Source organism: Paenactinomyces guangxiensis (assembly GCF_016055185.1).
In the GTDB taxonomy this organism is placed as follows: Bacteria; Bacillota; Bacilli; order Thermoactinomycetales; family Thermoactinomycetaceae; genus Paenactinomyces; species Paenactinomyces guangxiensis.
The window spans coordinates 141,127-157,489 of sequence record NZ_JAECVR010000008.1 but is presented as its reverse complement, the minus strand read 5'-3'; the positions used below and the strand labels follow the sequence as shown (position 1 = coordinate 157,489).

General features: G+C 45.8%; 11 protein-coding genes and 1 other annotated feature. Of the genes, 9 read left to right on the top strand and 2 right to left on the bottom strand.

Annotated elements, in window-relative coordinates:
• The first annotated feature begins 108 nt into the window (after nucleotides 1-108).
• The 7 genes from thrS (I8U27_RS09830) (at nucleotide 109) to I8U27_RS09800 (ending at nucleotide 10,861) form a co-directional block, all read left to right on the top strand.
• Nucleotides 109-2,037 (top strand): threonine--tRNA ligase, encoded by a 1,929-nt coding sequence (gene thrS / locus I8U27_RS09830; RefSeq protein ID WP_181755129.1) that lies wholly within the window; start codon nucleotides 109-111, stop codon nucleotides 2,035-2,037.
• 310 nt (nucleotides 2,038-2,347) lie between these two features.
• Nucleotides 2,348-4,255 carry a threonine--tRNA ligase gene (gene thrS, locus I8U27_RS09825; RefSeq protein ID WP_181751762.1) on the top strand — a complete coding sequence of 636 codons (1,908 nt, stop codon included), beginning with the start codon at nucleotides 2,348-2,350 and terminating at the stop codon, nucleotides 4,253-4,255.
• A gap of 121 nt (nucleotides 4,256-4,376) precedes the next feature.
• Nucleotides 4,377-5,342 (top strand): DUF3221 domain-containing protein, encoded by a 966-nt coding sequence (locus tag I8U27_RS09820; protein WP_181751763.1) that lies wholly within the window; start codon nucleotides 4,377-4,379, stop codon nucleotides 5,340-5,342.
• Between the two features lie 154 nt (nucleotides 5,343-5,496).
• Nucleotides 5,497-5,628, top strand: a sequence feature (ribosomal protein L20 leader region).
• A gap of 27 nt (nucleotides 5,629-5,655) precedes the next feature.
• Nucleotides 5,656-6,171 carry a translation initiation factor IF-3 gene (infC, locus tag I8U27_RS09815; RefSeq protein ID WP_181751876.1) on the top strand — a complete coding sequence of 172 codons (516 nt, stop codon included), beginning with the start codon at nucleotides 5,656-5,658 and terminating at the stop codon, nucleotides 6,169-6,171.
• An 18-nt stretch (nucleotides 6,172-6,189) separates the two neighbouring features.
• Nucleotides 6,190-6,387: a 50S ribosomal protein L35 gene (rpmI, locus tag I8U27_RS09810; protein WP_181751764.1), complete on the top strand. Its 198-nt coding sequence runs from the start codon at nucleotides 6,190-6,192 to the stop codon at nucleotides 6,385-6,387.
• Between the two features lie 46 nt (nucleotides 6,388-6,433).
• Nucleotides 6,434-6,787 carry a 50S ribosomal protein L20 gene (rplT, locus tag I8U27_RS09805; protein WP_181751765.1) on the top strand — a complete coding sequence of 118 codons (354 nt, stop codon included), beginning with the start codon at nucleotides 6,434-6,436 and terminating at the stop codon, nucleotides 6,785-6,787.
• Between the two features lie 291 nt (nucleotides 6,788-7,078).
• Entirely contained in the window at nucleotides 7,079-10,861 is a 3,783-nt protein-coding gene (locus tag I8U27_RS09800; protein WP_181751766.1) for a glycoside hydrolase family 2 TIM barrel-domain containing protein, read from the top strand.
• Between the two features lie 57 nt (nucleotides 10,862-10,918).
• Here I8U27_RS09800 and I8U27_RS09795 read toward each other — a convergent pair whose 3' ends face one another.
• Nucleotides 10,919-12,784, bottom strand: coding sequence for a tetratricopeptide repeat protein (locus tag I8U27_RS09795; RefSeq protein ID WP_181751767.1), 1,866 nt, complete (start codon nucleotides 12,782-12,784; stop codon nucleotides 10,919-10,921).
• Nucleotides 12,785-13,282: 498 nt separating this feature from the next.
• On the opposite strand from I8U27_RS09795, the gene I8U27_RS09790 reads away from it, so the two are divergent.
• Entirely contained in the window at nucleotides 13,283-13,984 is a 702-nt protein-coding gene (locus I8U27_RS09790; protein WP_181751768.1) for a hypothetical protein, read from the top strand.
• Between the two features lie 36 nt (nucleotides 13,985-14,020).
• Complete coding sequence (locus I8U27_RS09785; RefSeq protein ID WP_181751769.1) at nucleotides 14,021-14,629, top strand: class D sortase; 609 nt, start codon at nucleotides 14,021-14,023, stop codon at nucleotides 14,627-14,629.
• Between the two features lie 68 nt (nucleotides 14,630-14,697).
• On the opposite strand, the gene I8U27_RS09780 is transcribed toward I8U27_RS09785, so the two are convergent.
• Nucleotides 14,698-16,320: an MDR family MFS transporter gene (locus tag I8U27_RS09780; RefSeq protein ID WP_181751770.1), complete on the bottom strand. Its 1,623-nt coding sequence runs from the start codon at nucleotides 16,318-16,320 to the stop codon at nucleotides 14,698-14,700.
• Nucleotides 16,321-16,363: the final 43 nt, after the last annotated feature.

Sequence of the window (16,363 nt, the reverse complement as noted above, 5' to 3'; positions counted from 1 at the left end):
CCACATTTTGTGTACGGCAAGGTTGAAATAGGGTGGAACCACGACACATACGCTCGTCCCTTGGGGAACGGGCGTTTTTTATTTTCAATAAAAAGGAGTGGATACGAAATGGGTGTAGCTGTTAAACTGCCGGATGGTTCAGTCAGAGCATATGATGAAGCTGTTTCGGTCAAAGATGTTGCTGAGTCGATCAGCAAAGGGCTGGCAAAGAAAGCGGTCGCCGGGGAAGTAAATGGACAAGTGGTTGATTTGAGTGCTGAAGTGCCTGATGGCGCTGAATTGAAAATATTGACACTTGAAGATGAAAAAGGGCTGGAAGTGTATCGCCACAGTACGGCCCATTTGATGGCCCAGGCGCTAAAACGGCTGTATCCCGATGTCAAACTGGGGATCGGACCCGTGATTGAAAACGGATTTTACTATGATGTTGATCTCCCGGCCCGTCTGACGCCGGAAGATCTGACGAAAATTGAAGAAGAGATGCAAAAGATCGTCAAAGAGGACTTGCCGATTATCCGCAGAGTGGTTTCCCGCGAGGAAGCGGTCGCCATCTATGAGAAAGCGGGCGACCATCTAAAATTGGAACTGATCCGTGATCTGCCGGAGGATGCCGTCATCACCATCTATGAGCAAGGGGAATTTTTTGATCTGTGCCGCGGTCCCCATCTCCCGTCTACGGGGAAAATCAAAGCATTTAAACTGCTCAGCATTGCGGGGGCTTACTGGAGAGGAGACTCTGACCGGCAGATGCTGCAACGCATCTACGGAACGGCCTGGCCAAAAAAATCCCAGCTCGATGAATACTTAGACCGGCTGGAAGAAGCAAAAAGACGTGATCATCGTAAATTGGGAAAAGACCTGGGGATCTTTACACTGGTGAAAGAGGTGGGTCAAGGACTGCCCCTTTGGCTTCCCAATGGTTCCAAAATACGCCGGACCATTGAACGTTTTATGGTTGATCTCGAAGAAAGGTTAGGATATCAACATGTGTATACTCCCCACTTGGCGAGTGTGGAATTGTACAAAATTTCCGGGCACTGGGACCATTATCATGATGACATGTACCCGCCGATGAAAATGGACAATGAAGAGCTGGTATTGCGGCCTATGAATTGCCCCCATCATATGATGGTCTACCGGAACGAAATACGTAGTTATCGGGATCTGCCCTTGCGAATTGCCGAATTAGGGACCATGCACCGTTATGAAATGTCAGGAGCTTTATCCGGATTGCAAAGAGTAAGGTCCATGACACTCAATGATGCACATATCTTCTGCCTGCCGGAACAGATTAAATCCGAATTTAAACGAGTGGTTGAACTGATTCTCCATGTCTATGAAGTATTTGGGATCAAAGATTATTATTTCCGGTTGTCATATCGCGATCCCAAAAACAAGAAAAAGTATGTGGATAACGATGAAATGTGGAATCTGTCCCAAGCCATGCTGAAAGAGACGATGGACGAAATGGGACTGGAGTATGTGGAGGCGGAAGGAGAGGCCGCTTTTTATGGGCCGAAGCTGGATGTTCAGGTACAAACTGCCCTGGGCAAAGATGAGACACTTTCAACGGTGCAACTAGACTTCCATTTACCCAACAAGTTTCATTTGGAGTACATTGGCAAAGATGGACAGGCACACAGACCGGTGGTCATTCATCGCGGGATCGTAGGTACGATGGAAAGGTTTGTTGCGTTTCTGATTGAGTATTATGAAGGTAACTTCCCTGCCTGGTTAGCGCCTGAGCAGGTAAGAGTGATTCCGGTTTCCGAGCCTTACCTGGAATACGGACATGAGGTGCTGGAGTTTTTGCAATCGAAAGGATTCCGTGTTTCACTGGATCAACGAAACGAAAAATTGGGCTATAAAATCCGTGAAGCCCAGTTAAATAAAATCCCCTATGTTCTTGTAGTCGGAAACAAAGAACAAACAGAGCGGTCGGTTGCTGTCAGAAAACGTTCAGAAGGTGATTTAGGGAGCCGGCCACTTGAACAATTTGCCAGTGATTTAGAAGAAGAAGTTCGTCAATACCGTTAATAAAAGAAGCTGAAAACAACGGCGATGACGGGGACATGAATATTTTTCTATGGTACCAGAGAATAGGGGTCATCGGCTGCAAGCCCCTTTACCCGCTGGAAAAGTATTTACCACCTTCGAGCTGTAACAGGGAACATGCCTTGTGCAGTATCTGTTACCGGTTGCACACCGTTAAGCGTGCTGAAGAGAACCTTGAACTGTCCCACATTTTGTGTACGGCAAGGTTGAAATAGGGTGGAACCACGACACATACGCTCGTCCCTTGGGGAACGGGCGTTTTTTATTTTCAATAAAAAGGAGTAGATACGAAATGGGTGTAGCTGTTAAACTGCCGGATGGTTCAGTCAGAGCATATGATGAAGCTGTTTCGGTCAAAGATGTTGCTGAATCAATTGGCAAAGGTTTGTTGAAAGATGCAGTAGCCGGGGAAGTAAACGGACAAATGGTGGATTTATCCGCTGAATTGCCCGATGGCGCTGAATTGAAAATATTGACACTTGAAGATGAAAAAGGGCTGGAAGTGTATCGCCACAGTACGGCCCATTTGATGGCCCAGGCGCTAAAACGACTGTATCCCGATGCCAAACTGGGGACCGGACCCGTAATTGAAGATGGTTTTTACTATGATGTTGATCTCTCTGTTCGCCTGACACCGAAAGATCTGCCGAAAATTGAAGAAGAGATGCACAAGATCATCAAAGAGGATCTGTCGATTGTCCGCAGAGTGGTTTCCCGCGAGGAAGCGTCCGCCATCTATGAGAAAGCGGGCGACCATCTAAAATTGGAACTGATCCGTGATCTGCCGGAAGATGCCGTCATCACCATCTATGAGCAAGGGGAATTTTTTGATTTGTGCCGTGGTCCCCATCTTCCGTCGACGGGAAAAATCAAAGCGTTTAAACTGCTCAGCATTGCGGGGGCTTACTGGCGAGGAGACCCGGACCGGCAGATGCTGCAACGCATCTACGGAACGGCCTGGCCAAAAAAATCCCAGATGGACGAATACCTGTATTTTCTTGAAGAAGCAAAAAAACGGGATCATCGCAAAATCGGCCGTGAGCTGAAATTGTATATGTTTTCTGAAGAGGCTCCGGGAATGCCCTTCTATCTCCCGAACGGCATGATCATTCGCAACGAGTTGGAAAAACTCTCCCGCGAATTGCAAGTAAAAGCCGGATATGAAGAAGTCCTCACTCCGTTGATGATGAACCGACGCTTGTGGGAACAATCGGGGCACTGGGACCATTACCGTGATAACATGTACTTTACGCAAGCAGATGATGTTCCATTTGCGTTGAAACCGATGAATTGTCCCGGTCATATGCTGATTTTTAAAAATGAACTCCGCTCTTATCGCGATCTGCCGCTTCGTCTGTCTGAATTTGGGCAGGTGCACCGCCATGAGCTATCCGGTGCTTTAAACGGCATGCTTCGGGTACGTACATTTACCCAGGATGACGCCCATATCTTTGTTCGCCCGGATCAGATCGAAGCAGAGATCAGTGCCGCTATGAAGCTGGTGAATGAGATCTACTCCGTGTTCGGCTTCCCATACAGGGTGGAACTGTCCACGCGGCCTGAAAATTCCATGGGTTCAGACGAATTGTGGGAAAAAGCGGAAACGGCATTAAAAAATGTTCTGGCCCGCTCACGGGTGGAATATCGGATCAATGACGGGGACGGAGCCTTCTACGGGCCTAAAATTGATTTCCATATCCGCGATGCCTTGAAGCGAAGCCATCAATGCGCCACGATTCAACTCGACTTTCAAATGCCGGAGAAGTTTGATCTCTCTTATGTCGGTGAGGATAATGAGCGGCATCCCCCGGTTGTGATTCACCGTGCTGTTTTTGGTTCCATTGACCGCTTTATCGGGGTGATGGCAGAGCATTATGGCGGGGCTTTTCCGCTATGGCTGGCGCCTGTTCAGGCCAAAGTGATCCCCATCTCCCGTACGTTTTATGACCATGCCGGAAAAGTGGTCGATCAGATGAAGGAAGCCGGTATTCGTGCTGAAATGGATGCCAGGGATGAAAAAGTCGGCTATAAAATCCGCACAGCAGAAGTGCAAAAAGTACCCTATATGATTGTGATCGGTGAAAAAGAAGTTCAAGCGGGTACGGTCAATGTCCGGATGCGCGGCTCAAAAGAACAAGAGTCCAAACCGATTGATGATCTGATTGCGGAAATGAAAAAAGAGATGAAAGAAAGAAGATAAACGATAAATCAGGGGGACCTTGTGCGTATGCATAAGGCCTTTTTTAGGATGTCTGCAACTTTTCCACTGGAAATCATGTCTTTTCTTTAACAGAACTCGATGGCAGGAGGACTGATTGCACATGTTCACTCGTTTTTCGCTGTTGTTATTGATTGTTCTGCTGACTGGATGTGGAACGAACGCGGAACCTTCGATGGACACCACTCTAAAGAAAACAAATAGTAAATATCCACAAGGAGTGCCCACAATCATTGGTTATATTGCGGATATTAATGAAACGGGAATGTTAGTAGATGATCATCGTGATGGTGGCACCAATAAAATCGACAGTGCGTTAACAAGTAAAACAAAATATCTCATAAGGGATGGACTGGGTTTTAACCAGGGGAAAAAAAGCGACCTGAAACATGGCATGAAAGTAGAAGTCTGGTATGCGGGTGCCATGATGGAATCCTATCCGATGAAGGCGACTGCCAGTTATGTTGTTTATTCTGTCAATGACGTTAACTCCGGGCCGATAGGCAAGCCTCATATTGCCGGCTATATCACATCCCTGGAACCTTCTGTTTTCTATGTGGAAGAAGATCCTGCAAAATGGGGGAATCACTCCAAGATGTATTCGCTTACTTCTAAAGAAACAAAATATTGGACGAGAGAGGGGACAAGACTGATGAAGGGAAGCCGGTCTGCATTAAAAAAGGGGATGAAGGTAGATGTCTGGTATGATGGTCTGCTTGCTTACTCTTATCCGGGCAAAGGGCCGGCTGTACATGTTATCTATCATCCGCAGGAAATCAAACAGTTTAAACCATTGGGTAAACCAAACTATGCAGGTGTGGTGACACAAATTGATTCCAAAAATAATCGTATCTTGCTGGACAGGGATCCCAATCATCCGCAACTGGAGAAAACTGTCCAAACAGAAATGGCAGATTCAATCCATTACTGGATTCAGGAAGGGGATGATCTGAAACAAGGGAGTAAATCAGATTTGAAAAAAGGTAGCAAAGTGAAAATATGGTATGATTATGATGAAGTTGCAACACCAACCAGGCTTATTTCCAGGTTTATTGTCATTCAAAGATAGTAAAGACTGTTTCGCTCTCTGTGAAGAAGAAATCATCCTATAAGGATGGTATCTTGACTTCGCGGATGATCTCCCGTATATGATTCAAGTGCATTTTGCAGATCAATTCCAATGTCTTGACAATGATTTTTCCTTCATGTTAGGATATATCTATCCATCCAAGAAGAGGCGCCCGCTTCTCACCTGATCGACGCTTATGGCAGTTGTCAGGTTATGAAATACTAATTTCCATCTGTAAATTCCGGGAACTTAGTGTGGGCGCTTGCGCCCACACTTTTAATTTTTATAAAAATATTTTCGGAGGTGGCAGGTTATCAGCAAGGAACACCAACACCAGGTCAACGAGTCCATTCGTGCCCGGGAAGTTCGTTTAATTGGAGTTAATGGCGATCAGTTAGGGATTAAACCGCTGCGTGAAGCACTGAGATTGGCTCAGGAGGCAAATCTGGATCTCGTCAATGTAGCTCCCCAGGCAAAACCCCCTGTTTGCCGGATCATGGACTACGGGAAGTATCGTTATGAACAGAGCAAGCGCGAAAAAGAGGCCCGCAAAAACCAAAAGATTATTCAGGTGAAAGAAGTTCGGCTCAGCCCGTCCATTGAGGAAAACGATGTACAGACAAAGCTGAAGAATGTGAAGAAGTTCTTGCAAAAGGGCGATAAAGTGAAATTGTCCATTCGTTTCCGCGGCCGGGAAATCACTCACCAGGACCTAGGCCGTAAAATTCTGGACCGCATGGCCAGCGAAGTAAAGGATATCTCGGAAATCGAGCGGCACGCAAAGCTTGAAGGCCGTCAAATGATTATGATCTTAACACCGAAGCAGTAGTCGGAGGAGGAAAACTCTATGCCAAAAATGAAAACGAAAAGCTCTGCAGCAAAGCGTTTCAGAAAGACCGGAACCGGCAAGGTGAAACGCAACCATGCCTTTATGAACCATATGTTCATAGGTAAAAGCCCCAAACGCAAACGCAATTTGCGCAAGAGCGCGATTATGTCCAAAGGTGACGTTAAACGCATTAAACAATTGATCGCATACAAATAAGATTTTTGGAGAGAAAGAGATGTTTTAAGTTCAGGAGGGATTCACTGTGGCAAGAGTAAAAGGAGGTACCGTAACTCGCGCTCGTCGCAAAAAGGTACTTAAATTAGCAAAAGGTTATTTCGGTTCTAAACACAGACTGTTCCGTACAGCGAAACAACAAGTGATGAAATCCTTGATGTACGCTTACCGTGACCGTCGTCAGCGCAAACGCGACTTCCGCAGACTGTGGATCACCCGGATCAATGCGGCAGCGCGCATGAACGGTCTGTCTTATAACAAGTTTATGCACGGCTTAAAAGTGGCCGGCGTTGACATTAACCGCAAAATGCTCGCTGAGCTGGCTGTCTCCAATGAGAAAGCTTTTGCTGAGCTGGCAAACCTTGCTAAAAACGCGAAGTAATCATAAATTCAAAGCAAAAAGCCTGCAAAATGTGCTGTGCAGGCTTTTTGCTTTGTAAATGAGAAAGCTTTTTATCAGTCCCGGAAGCGGGGATTAATAATATAAATAACTTTTGCAATTAACTAATAATTTATTGAATATGAGAATGATATGGTGATATAATTATTTTGCCTAAAGTGTGAATAATTTATTAAATTAATTAATTGATGGGGGGCAAAGAGCGGAAGCGGACAGGCAAAAGCGTCAGAAGAAGAAAAATAGGGTGAAATATGATCAAGGAGTGAATATCCATTGAAGTGTAAAATCCTTACTGCGTTTTTGTCAGGGGTCATGATTCTGAGCCCCGTTATCCCAATTTTCGCACAGTCAGAAAACAGTGATGCTGAATGGAACAACCATCCGGAAATTTTTCAGGTGAACCGGGAGCCGGCACATGCCACTTTGATGCCGTACGATGATGTGAAGTCTGCACTGGATGCAGAACCCGAAAAGTCCCGGCACTATAAGTCGCTGAATGGAAAATGGCATTTCAAATGGTCGAAAAATCCCAGTGAGCGGCCGGTTGATTTTTACCGGCAAGATTATAATGTGAGTAATTGGAAAAAGATTGAGGTTCCGGGAAACTGGCAACTTCAGGGATATGATTATCCGATTTATACAAACATTACCTATCCCTGGACTGGTTATGAAAATCCGGCCCCTCCAAAAGCTCCGACAGTCTATAATCCGGTTGGTTCCTACAAGCGAACATTTACCGTGCCGGGAAGCTGGAAAGGAGAGGAGATTTTCATCTCATTCCAGGGGGTGGAGTCGGCGTTTTATGTCTGGGTAAACGGGCAAAAAGTCGGCTATAGTGAGGACAGCTATACCTCTAAGGAATTTAATATCACAAAATACTTAAAACCCGGAGTAAATACCCTGGCTGTTGAAGTATACCGCTGGTCGGACGGCAGTTGGCTTGAGGACCAGGACTTTATTCGCATGAGCGGAATCTTCCGCGATGTTTATCTCTTTTCCACTCCAAAAATTCATATGCGTGACTTCAGGGTCCGCACCGATCTTGATGATAACTATCAAAATGCCAATCTCAACCTAAAAGTGAATGTTAAAAATTATGGCAAAGAAACAGCTGCCAATTATAAAGTGGAAGCAATGGTTTATGATGCACACAAAAAACCGGTGCTAAACGAGCCTGTTTCGATGGATATACAGGTGCCGGGGAAAAATGAAACCGCTGTTCAAGCGGAGCAATTGGTTAAAAACCCGCTCAAGTGGTCAGCTGAACACCCCAACCTTTATACTCTCGTCCTCTCTCTAAAAGATAATACAGGTAAAATCGTAGAGACGGAAAGCGCGAAAATCGGTTTCCGGGAGTTTGAACTTAAAAACGGGCAGATGCACATCAATGGGAAGCCGATTGTCTTTAAAGGCGTGAACCGTCATGAAACTGACCCTGACCGTGGCCGGGCCATTACCGAAGAAAGTATGATTCAAGACATCAAGTTGATGAAAAAGTTTAATATCAATGCGGTGAGAACCTCTCACTATCCCAATCAAACGAAATGGTATGAACTCGCCGACCAATACGGACTCTATCTGATCGATGAAGCCAATGTGGAATCGCACGGTGTCAGAGACAGCCTCCCAGCCAGTGACCCTCGCTGGACCGGTGCTGTGTTAGACCGGGTCAAAAGCATGGTGGAAAGAGATAAAAATCATCCCTCTGTCCTCATCTGGTCACTTGGCAATGAGGCCGGACGAGGTGATAATTTCAAGAAAATGGCCGACTGGGTTCGCCAGGCTGATCCGACGCGTATTGTGCATTATGAAGGGGACAACCGCTGGACGGATGTGGAAAGCCATATGTATGCCAGTGTAGAGAGCGTTGAAAACTACGGAAAATCCGGAAACAAAAAACCATACATTCTCTGTGAATATGCTCATGCGATGGGGAACAGTGTCGGAAACCTCTATAAATACTGGGATGTGATTGAGAAATATCCCAATCTTCAGGGCGGGTTTATCTGGGACTGGGTGGAACAAGCATTACGATGGCCCACACCGAAAAAAATTCTGGTAAACGACGAAAGCAAACATGAATTAACGGGACAACTTTATGGTGAAATTGTCGAGGGGATAGATGGTAAAGCCATAAATGGTTACGTCACTCTGCCGAATGTACCGGAACTAAATGTGACCGGTAAACAGCTTACGCTGGAAGCATGGGTAAAACCGCAGCCGACTAACACACACAGCCCGTTTATTACCAAAGGTGATACTCAGTTTGCCATCAAACAGAATAATGACCGGATCGAATTCTTTATTTATGACCGGACCGCTTCGTATCCCTGGATTGTAGCGGAAACAAAGATTCCGGAAAATTGGGTTGGGAATTGGCACAAGGTAGCCGGTGTATATGACGGGCATTCACTAAAGTTATATATTGACGGTCAATTGAAAGCGGAAAAAGAATATTCAGGGGCCATTGTCGGCAACAATTACCCGGTAAATATCGGGCGCAATGCCGAGAATGACCGCCTTTCAAATGCACAAATTGATCACGTTCGCATCTATAACAGGGCATTGTCTGAAACAGAACTGAATGATATAAACCGGGTTCCTGATGAAAATACGGTCCTTTGGCTAGACTTTGATAACTATAAAGAAGAAGAGTATGCTCAAAAAGAATACTTTGCTTACGGAGGAGACTGGGGAGATCGTCCCAACGACGGCAATTTCTCCGCCAACGGTCTCGTATCCCCGGATCGCACCATCCAACCGGAGCTGTGGGAAGTAAAGAAAGTTTATCAAAATATCAAGATCAAACCCTCTGATCTTAAAAATGGCAAAGTGGAAATTGCCAACAACTATCTCTTTACCAACTTAAACGAGTTTGAAGGCAAATGGACCCTGAAGGAGGATAATACAACTCTTCAGAAAGGATCTTTAGGCAGGATGAATATTGCCCCGGGCCAAAAGAAGCTGGTCACTCTTCCGATTCAAAAGCCGAACTTAAAACCGGGAGCCGAATATTGGCTGGATATCAGTTTTAAATTATCCAAGTCAACTGCCTGGGCTTCCAAAGGGCATGAAGTGGCAAAAGAGCAGTTTAAAATGCCCTATAATACACCGGAAGGGCCTGCTCTTGATCCGTCCACAATGCCGCCTTTGGATATAAAAGAAACAGAACAGAAAGTGAATGTTTCGGGTTCAGATTTTCAACTCGTTTTTGACAAGGTGAAGGGGACAATTTCATCTTTTAAATACCAGGAGCGGGAAATGTTTAAAACCGGACCCGTTCCCAACTTCTGGAGATCGCCCAATGATAATGATAAAGGGAATGGAATGCCAAACCGCACCGGAACCTGGAGAAATGCGGGCCGGGATATGAAGGTTGATGATGTAAAAGTTACCGCAGTTGGAAATAACGCCGTCCAGATCGATGTTGATGCGACCCTTCCAACTACAACTAAATCAAATTACAAGGTTTCCTATTTCATTTATGGCAGTGGTGATATTGTTGTGAATAATACTCTGACTCCCGGAAAAAATCTCCCGGAAATACCGGCTGTTGGGATGGAATTAATGATCCCGAAAGAATTTGAGAACATCAGCTGGTACGGAAAGGGGCCACAGGAAAACTATTGGGATCGAAATACGGGTGCCGATGTCGGAGTTTATCGCGGAACCGTGGATGATCAATTCTTCCCTTATGTGGAGCCGCAGGAAACCGGAAACAAGACAGATGTGCGCTGGGTGACATTAACGGATAAAAACGGAACGGGACTAATGGCTGCCGGCCTTCCGTTACTGGAAGTGAATGCCCTCCATTATACGGAAGATCAATTGGAATCGGTAAAACATCCTTACGAGTTGACAAAAATGGATGATATCATCTTAAATCTCAACTATAAGCAGATGGGCGTGGGTGGAGATAACAGCTGGGGGGCAAGACCCCATCCGGAGTTTACTCTTTACGCCAATAAGTCCTATTCATACAGCTACCGCCTCAAACCGATTACCAGAGAGATGTCTCCGATGGAATTAAGTAAACAAAAGATCAATGTCAAATAATGGAGGAAAACAAACCCACCTGTCCCCCGTATGTGGGGAGCAGGTGGGTTTGTGTGTTTATTTCTGTGCCTTATTTAAGGCCTCCTGATATAATTTGGATTGCGGATCAAGCTCCACTGCTTTTTTGAATGCCTTTGCCGCTGCATCTTTTTGATTCAAACCGAGATGGGCGAGGCCTTTTTGGTAATAGAGAAGCGCGTTGGACGGCAAAAATTTAATCGCTTGATCAACTGCCTTTAATGAGGGTTCAAACTTGTTTTGATAAAAATAGGCGACTGAACGATAGTAATGGACATCGGGATCTCGCGGCAGATCCTTGGCAGCTTCCTCAAATGAAGTAAGCGCCTTTTGTGTCCAATTGTCCATCTGTTTTTCCCTTGTATTTGCAGCAACATTTTTTGCCTTTTTGGCTTCTTCTCTTTTTTGCAGATAAATGATTCCCAGTGTGAAATCATATTTTCCTTGCTCCGGTTCAAGTTGGATTGCTTTTTGCTCATTTTTGATGGCCTCATCCAATTTGCCGTTGCGATAAAGGGCAATAGACCGTTCATGATAGTAGGTAGCCCGGTCTCCTTTCAACTCAATGGCCCGGTTCAATGTTTGGACGGCCCGCGTATACTCTTTCTTTGCAATGAGAACTTTTCCGTGCATATAAAAATATCCGGACACTTTGTTATCACTTAGTTGAATCGCTGTTTGAATCGCTTCATTTGCTGTTTCATAATCTTTGCTGTAATAGGCGAGCACAGAAAGTTCATAGAACATCCTCGGGTCTTTGGGGTACTTTTTTGTTGCTTCGGTTAATAGTTCGATTCCTTTATCATATTTTTGAGAGGCCCGGTACAGGTTGGCCAAATAGATATAATATTTTTTTTGCGGGTCTGCTTGAACTGCTTTTTCGCCCAGTTCAATCGCTTTATCCAAATGCTGATTCTTGACTTCCTGCTGTGCCTGTTGATACCAGGCGGCCGCTTTTTGCTGTGGAGTTGAATCAGCCCTTGCGCTGGAGAAGAGAGAAGTGATGATAACAGCTCCGATAATGAGGAAAGCAAGGCTTCCCGCGACGGCCAAAACAATCTTTTTTCGCCGTGTCAGCTTTTTTAGCAGGCCTGTCTTTGTGATCATTGTTTTGTCAGTTACCCGAGTAGTTGAAACCCATTGTGGGGCAGGTATTTCAGCCGATGTTGTTTCCGGCAGCTTTTTGGGAGCCTTATGGCTGTAATAGTGAGCGATTCTGGAAAGTTCTTGAATGTTGGGCCGTTTGCTCGGATCGGGCGAAAGAGAGCGTATCAAGATGTTCTCCAGTTCCAGCGGAATATCGGCGCGGCTCTTGCGGGGGCGTTCAATTTCTCCATTTGCCTCAATCCACTTTTTAGTAAGCATCGTGTATAGCATGGAGCCTACTTGAAATACGATCTCCGGCTCTTGCAGCGGCTTAAGGGAAAGAGTTGCATTTCCCCCGTACAAAAAGCGGATCCGATTTCCTGTATCAAGAAACATATTTTGGGGGTGGACCAGTGTAAATTGATTTTCTTCATTTAGCTGGATGAGCTGGTCACAGATCGTTTTTAATAAATTCATGGACTCTGCCAGTGAAAGAGGAGCCGACTGGCTCAGATAAAAGGCAAATAATGTCCCTTCCATTTTTGTGAATACTTGATAAAGTATATCATCTTCTACAAATACCTCTTCAATTGGAAAAAACACATCTTCATTACGTTGAAACAGTGAATCCAGATCCAGATTCTCCGGTAAGGTGCTACTGTCGAGGGCATGAATAAAGCGGGTCGACATGCCCGACTCCTCGCTGTTATCTTGAGAATCGGGAGACAGAGCGACGTAATAAAGCATTCCCTCAACAAAAGGGAAACGATTCATCACATAGTACTGTTTGATCCATTGACCTTTTTCTTTCAAAAACATTCTGTTCGCCCCTCTTTGAATTACTCCTCATACTTTCTTCTTTGATTCATTTATATATCAAGCGAAGTGATATATAATGCTTGAGGGATTGTATTTGCTTGCCATTGCTAATTTATTTTAACACGAACCCAAATCAGATGTACTATATATTTCGTAATTTATAGTTAAAGAATCAACCATCCATAATTTGAAAATTAAATGAATAATTAAAAATGACTGCTTGCCTTGGGAACTTTTACTATGTTAATATATAAGAGTTATCAGTATCTCCAAAAATTTAATAATGCATTGACATCAGGAGGGTTGCTATGAACAAAAAATCCTTTGCAAAGGCGAGCGGACTTGGTGCAGTCTGCTTTGGCCTGGCTGTTTTTGCATCTCCGATGGCAGCGTTTGGTGCCGGAACTGATGCATCAGCCAACACCGGGATCGATGGCAGTATTGGCACTAAAGTAGTTGTGCAACCATCGAATGAACCTGATATGGCAGGTGCCCCTGATGCCCGTACCCTTGATCGCGATGGAGTCGAAGTTGCCCAAGGCGGCGTTGGCGTCGGTGTTGGCGTTGGCGTTGGTATCGGCGGTGAAGGTGACGACAACATCGGTGGTCAAGTCGGAGCAGTTATCGGCGGTGAAGTTGATGGTGGTATCGGCGGCCCTGGCGACGACGGTCCTGGTGACGGCGGCCCTGGTGACGGCGGTCCTGGTGACGGTGGCCCTGGCGATGGTGGCCCTGGTGACGGCGGCCCTGGCGATGGTGGCCCTGGTGACGGTGGTCCTGGCGATGGTGGTCCTGGTGACGGTGGCCCTGGCGATGGTGGCCCTGGCGATGGTGGTCCTGGTGACGGTGGCCCTGGCGATGGTGGTCCTGGTGACGGTGGCCCTGGCGATGGTGGCCCTGGCGATGGTGGTCCTGGCGATGGTGGCCCTGGCGATGGTGGTCCTGATGACGGTGGCCCTGGTGACGGCGGCCCTGGTGACGGCGGCCCTGGTGACGGCGGTCCTGGCGATGGTGAACCTGGCGACGGCGGCACCCCTCCTGGGACAGTACCGCAACCCGAACCGGACGATCTGGATGAAGGGACACATGTGGTTAACCTTCCTGCCGGACCATTGGAAAAAACTGAGGAAGGCGGGGAACTGCCAAAAACAGCAACTCCATATCCGAACATTATGTTTGGCGGAGTGCTCTTATTTGTGATCGGGGCCATTTTCCATCTCATTCGCAGAAGGAATCATGTGGCGTAAGGCTCATTTTTGGTTTTACTTGTTAGGAATTTGTTTAATCGCTTATGGCGGTTGGAAATGGTGGGGCGAACTTAATCAAGTTGCCCCACTGCCTGTTTATTCATCGGCTTCCTCAGTGAAAAGTTCCCAGCCAAAAGATAAACCGCTTGTACTGCCCAAGGGGCCTCTGTATAAGAAGCAGCCGAAGGTAGGGGAAACCATCGGAGTTCTGGAAATTCCCAGACTGAAAGCCAAATTGCCCATTATTCATGGGACATCAGAGAGCCAATTGGCTAGAGGGGTTGGCCATTACAAAAAAAGTGTTTTGCCTGGAGAAAAGGACAATTCACTTCTTTCGGGACACAGGGATACTGTTTTTCGGCGCATGGGTGAAATAAAGATCGGTGATAAGTTCATTGTACAAACTGAAGCTGGTATATTTACTTATCAGGTGAAAAAAAGCCGTATTGTTGATCAGCATGATCGAAAGGCAATTGTTTCTACCTATCCCAAACCACAGCTAACTGTATCCACTTGTTATCCTTTCTCATATATAGGCTTTTCCCCACAACGCTATCTTTTGATTGCTGATTTAGTAGATTTTCAATTAAATAAATGATAACCGATGGTGTCCTGTATTGCTGGGATAAAACAAGCACTCATCTTTTTTATGAGTGCTTGTCATTTTTAGTTTAATCTTTCGCGTAATACCTGATTACTTTCATCTTCTTCTTTGTTTATTTGCTGATTACTTGTCCGCAACGGGATTTCTTTAAGGAATAAGGTGAGAATAAATCCGGTTGCGAGTATGATGCTCCCTGCCAGGAAGACATGGTTAATCGCTGTGGCTAAAGCTGCTTTTAATATGTGAATGGTCTGATCAAACGTGGAGATAAGCGGTTCGGGCAGACGGCTCTTGATTGCGGCCAATTGTTCGTGATTCATTAGAATCTGCGGGTTTCTAAGGGAGGCGAGTTTCTCGGCGGCTTCCGGGTTTTGTGCCAACATGTCTGCGCGGCCTGCAGGGGTCAGTTTTTCCAATTCGCTTTTCATAGTGGTAGTCATGATTGTTCCCATGATTGAAACGCCGATTGTGCCGCCCAACTGCCGGAATAATTGTGAAGAAGAGGTGGCTACTCCCAGATGCCTGTAATCGACGGCGTTCTGAACAGTTAGCATAAAAATAGGGAAACTCACGCCCAACCCGATTCCGATCACAAGCATGTGCAAGACAAGCTGAAGTACAGATATATCCGGATCAATAAAGTACATGGAGAACATGCCCACTGACATGACAATCAGCCCTGACAGGGCTAAAACTTTATATTTTCCGGTACGGGAGGTAATCTGCCCGGAGAGGATGCTCCCGCTGACTAAGCCAAGTGTCATCGGAATCATGATAAAACTGGAATGGGTAGCCGATTGACCCATCACTCCCTGAATGAAAAACGGCGTATACATGATGGCTCCGAACATTCCTGCACCAAGGATGAAGTTGATTAAGTTGGACAGGCTAAAAATCGAATTTTTAAACAATGCTAACGGTAAAACTGGACTTTTAACAGCTCTTTCAATCAGGATAAAAATAAGCAGTGCAACGGCGGATGCAGCAAATAAACCGAGAATGCACAGAGATGTCCATGCATACTTGCTGCCCGCCCATGTAAATGCCAGCAACATGGGAATCATCGTCAATGTTAAAAAGAGGGAGCCAAAGTAATCAATCGGTTGTTTATCTTTTCGCGGTGCCTGTGGAAACAATCTCCAGATCAAAGCAAAAGTGATGATGCCAAACGGCAAAAAGATCCAGAAACACCAGTGCCAATCCATGTGATCCACAATGTAGCCGCCGAGCATGGGCCCAAGGATGCTGGCTAATCCAAAGGTGGCACTCATTAATCCTTGCCATCGCCCTCGTTCGCGGGGAGAGAATAGATCCCCGACTGCTGTAAAAGCAGTAGACATGACCATTCCGCCCCCCAGCCCCTGAATGCCGCGGTAGGTAATTAACTGAAAAATATTTGCAGATGTTCCGCATAAAAATGAACCGAGGACAAACAGGCCGATTCCGACGAGCAAAAAGGGTTTTCTCCCGTAAATATCGGAAAGCTTTCCTACCAGAATAGCCGTAATACTGGATGATAGCATGTAAATGGTAAAAACCCAGTAAAAGTATTCCATCCCTTTCAGCTCGGAGATGATCCGCGGCAGGATGGTCCCTACAATGGTCTGGTTCAGCGCGGCGAATAGCATGGAAGCAACGATTGCGATCATGATTGTTGTCTTTTGTTTATGACTTAAATGTTCCACTCTACACCCCTCTGGACTTTTGCCTCAACATTAAAATAAAACG

Coding starts and splice junctions, on each gene's coding strand:
- thrS (WP_181755129.1), top strand. CDS start 109: ATGGGTGTAGCTGTTAAACTGCCGGATGGTTCAGTCAGAGCATATGAT.
- thrS (WP_181751762.1), top strand. CDS start 2,348: ATGGGTGTAGCTGTTAAACTGCCGGATGGTTCAGTCAGAGCATATGAT.
- I8U27_RS09820 (WP_181751763.1), top strand. CDS start 4,377: ATGTTCACTCGTTTTTCGCTGTTGTTATTGATTGTTCTGCTGACTGGA.
- rpmI (WP_181751764.1), top strand. CDS start 6,190: ATGCCAAAAATGAAAACGAAAAGCTCTGCAGCAAAGCGTTTCAGAAAG.
- I8U27_RS09795 (WP_181751767.1), bottom strand. CDS start 12,784: ATGTTTTTGAAAGAAAAAGGTCAATGGATCAAACAGTACTATGTGATG.
- I8U27_RS09790 (WP_181751768.1), top strand. CDS start 13,283: ATGCCCGTACCCTTGATCGCGATGGAGTCGAAGTTGCCCAAGGCGGCG.
- I8U27_RS09785 (WP_181751769.1), top strand. CDS start 14,021: ATGTGGCGTAAGGCTCATTTTTGGTTTTACTTGTTAGGAATTTGTTTA.